Annotated in this window: 2 protein-coding genes and 2 pseudogenes; 1 reads left to right on the top strand and 3 read right to left on the bottom strand. The window is 76.5% G+C overall.

The features are described from left to right. Window positions 1-1,087, bottom strand: a pseudogene (locus ABZ641_RS32665) (hypothetical protein); the annotation flags it as partial. 108 nt (window positions 1,088-1,195) lie between these two features. Next, window positions 1,196-1,762 carry a Uma2 family endonuclease gene (locus ABZ641_RS32660; protein WP_344627228.1) on the bottom strand — a complete coding sequence of 189 codons (567 nt, stop codon included), beginning with the start codon at window positions 1,760-1,762 and terminating at the stop codon, window positions 1,196-1,198. 177 nt (window positions 1,763-1,939) lie between these two features. Between ABZ641_RS32660 and ABZ641_RS32655 the strand changes: the two genes are divergently transcribed. Next, window positions 1,940-2,350 (top strand): ribosomal protein L7/L12, encoded by a 411-nt coding sequence (locus tag ABZ641_RS32655; protein WP_359987716.1) that lies wholly within the window; start codon window positions 1,940-1,942, stop codon window positions 2,348-2,350. On the opposite strand, the pseudogene ABZ641_RS32650 reads toward ABZ641_RS32655, so the two are convergent. After that, window positions 2,319-2,575 (bottom strand): annotated as a pseudogene (locus ABZ641_RS32650) (hypothetical protein); the annotation flags it as partial. The gene ABZ641_RS32655 and the pseudogene ABZ641_RS32650 sit on opposite strands and share 32 nt — an antisense overlap.

Genomic DNA, 2,575 nt, shown 5'->3' with positions numbered 1-2,575 from the left:
CCGCCAGCGCGACCTCCACCAGCGCGGGCAGCAGCCGGGCCCGGGCCAACCGGTCCGGCGCCTCCGCGAGGGCCCGCCGCACACCGCCCGCCGCCGCCTCCGGCCGGCCCCCGGCCAGCCGCAGCAGCGCCAGCCCCGGCTGGGCGTCGCAGCCGTACCGCCCGCTCTGCCGGTACGCCTCCTCGGCCCGCGCCCACTCCCCGCGCAGCCGGTGGATCTCGCCGAGCTGGTAGAAGGCGCCGCCCGCGAGGAACTCCCCGAAGCCGCGGGTCAGCCGCTCGCAGGCGCTCCGCGCCTGCACGGCCGCGTTCGCCCAGTCGCCCACCAGCCGCAGCAGCTCCGAGCGGTGCACCAGGCAGATCCCCGAGTACCCGCCCTCGAACTGCGGCAGCGCGTCCGTCCAGGCGTCCAGCGCGAGCGTCCACTCGCGGGCCCGGCGCAACTCCTGCAGGTCCTGGCAGGCCGCGATCACCAGGCAGTACACCCAGGCGGTCACCCGCGGGCCGGTCTCCCCGGCGGTCACCGCCACCATCGCCTCGTCCAGCAGCGCCAGACCCTCGTCCACCCGCTCCTGCGCGATCCGTGCAGCACCCTGGAACTGGGCCGCCAGCACCGCCAGATCCCGGTCCCCGAACCGCCCCGCCAGCTCCAGGACCCGCCCCGCCGTCCCGAACGCGGCCTCGTGCTCGCCCTCCTGCAGCTGCCGCTCCGCCTCCCGCACCAGCAGGAACCCCTGCTCGGCGCACGGCGGACCCGACCCGGCGAACCGCCCCGCCCGCGCCAGCCAGCCGCCCGCGTGCGCGAACTCGCCGCGCATCGCCAGCACCTCCGCCAGCCAGAACGCACAGCGCAGCGCACCACGGACGTCCGCGGCCCCCTCGCGCGCCAGGTAGGCCCGCTGCAGGACGGCCGACGCCTCCTCGCCCCGGCCGAGCAGCTGCGCCGCCTCGCCCCAGTCCTCCAGATCCGCGACCCCGAGCCCGTCCGGCTCCCCGCCGTCCGCGGCGGCGTACAGCGCACAGGCGTCCCGCCAGGCGTGCCCGCCGTGCGAGCGCCTGGCATCGGCCAGTACCGCGGCCGCGTCCATGCCTGCCTCCGGCCCCCACTGGGCCCCGACCACCATTCAACCGCCGCCCGCCCCGACTGTCAGCCGCCGCCCGCCCCGACTGTCAGCCGCCGCTCGGCCCGGCCGCGGTCAGAACTCCGCGGTGTCGAGGTCGAGGCCGAACGGCGCCGGCAACCGCACCGGCACCCCGAACGGACGGGGCCCCTCGACGAGGGTGTAGCCGAGCCGCCCGGGCTGCGAGAACAGCGTGCAGACCCGCTCCTGCCGGTCGACCAGCAGGTAGAGCGGCGCACCGTACTGGGCGTAGCGGCGGCGCTTGGCGGTCCGGTCGGTGTCCCCGTTGGACGGGGAGGTGACCTCCACGACCAGCACGGTCTGGTCCGGCAGCAGCGCACCCTCGGTCTTGGCCAACGCGGCCGGCACCACGGCGAGGTCGGGGACGTAGAAGTTCTCTGTGCCGGGCAGGTCGAGGTTGCCGGAACCGGCGCGCAGGCCGAGCGCACGCATCCGGGGGCCGATCTGCTCACGGATCAGGTCGACGGCGCTCTCGTGCGCCCAGGAGGGGGACACGGGGGTGATGACTCCCTCGATGATCTCGACCCGCTCACCTGCGATGTGCTGGATCGCGTACTTCAGGGCCTGCTCCGGATTGGGCACCCGGCTGTAGTCGCCGGGGCCCGCGTGCGCCGTGCTCACCTGCTGGTCTCCTGTCCGGTGGGGCCGGAGCGGCGGACACCCACCGCATCCGCCAGGCTACCGTCGGCGGACGGGCTCCCTGACGCCCCGTGTCCTCGGGCGACCGAAATCGGGTGGCACGGTCGGGTGTAGTCCGGATGTACTCGGGGCCGGTGGACGGCTTGTGGAGGGGCTGCGGTGGAGGATCCGGATTTCGCGGTGCACCTGACCGGGGTGGGGGAGCGCGGGATCGAGGTCGGGATCGAGGTGGTGAAGGCGGTGCGGGCGGTGACCGGGGCGAGCCCGTGGCGGAGCAGGCAGCTGGTGGACGGCGCGCCGGTGGGCCTGGTGGCGGAGGCGGCCCTGGAGCGGGCGGTCGCCGCGGCCGCGAGGCTCCGGGCGGCCGGGGCGGGGGCCGAGATCCGGTGCGGCTGGTGCCGGCGCACGCTGCCCGCGGACGATGCGCCGGTGGACCCGGGGCCGTGCGCGTCCGTGTACTGGCCCACGGCGCACTGCCGGGCCAATGCCCTGACGGTCTGCGACTGCGGCTGGTGTGCGGAGCACGGGCCGACGAGCCTCACCCGCCCGCGGGCCGGCGGGACGCTCTGACGGGATCAGAGGCTCTCGGCGGGCTCCTGGTGGTGGGCGAGGTGGCCGCCGAGGGCGGCGGCCGTGGCGGCGACCGTGAGGCCGGCGAGGCCGAGGAGACGGCCCGTGGTGGGGGCCGTGCCGGTACGGGCGGCGCGGCAGCGGGCGGCTCGACGGACATCAGCACCAGGACGACGTTGCGCCGGGCGAGCACGCCGTAGACGCCGACGCAGAACAGCAGCGCGG

This window comes from Kitasatospora sp. NPDC007106, from assembly GCF_040634455.1.
Classification (GTDB): Bacteria; Actinomycetota; Actinomycetes; order Streptomycetales; family Streptomycetaceae; genus Kitasatospora; species Kitasatospora arboriphila.
The sequence above is the reverse complement of the archived record's forward strand: the minus strand, read 5'-3'. Positions and strand labels throughout refer to the sequence as shown.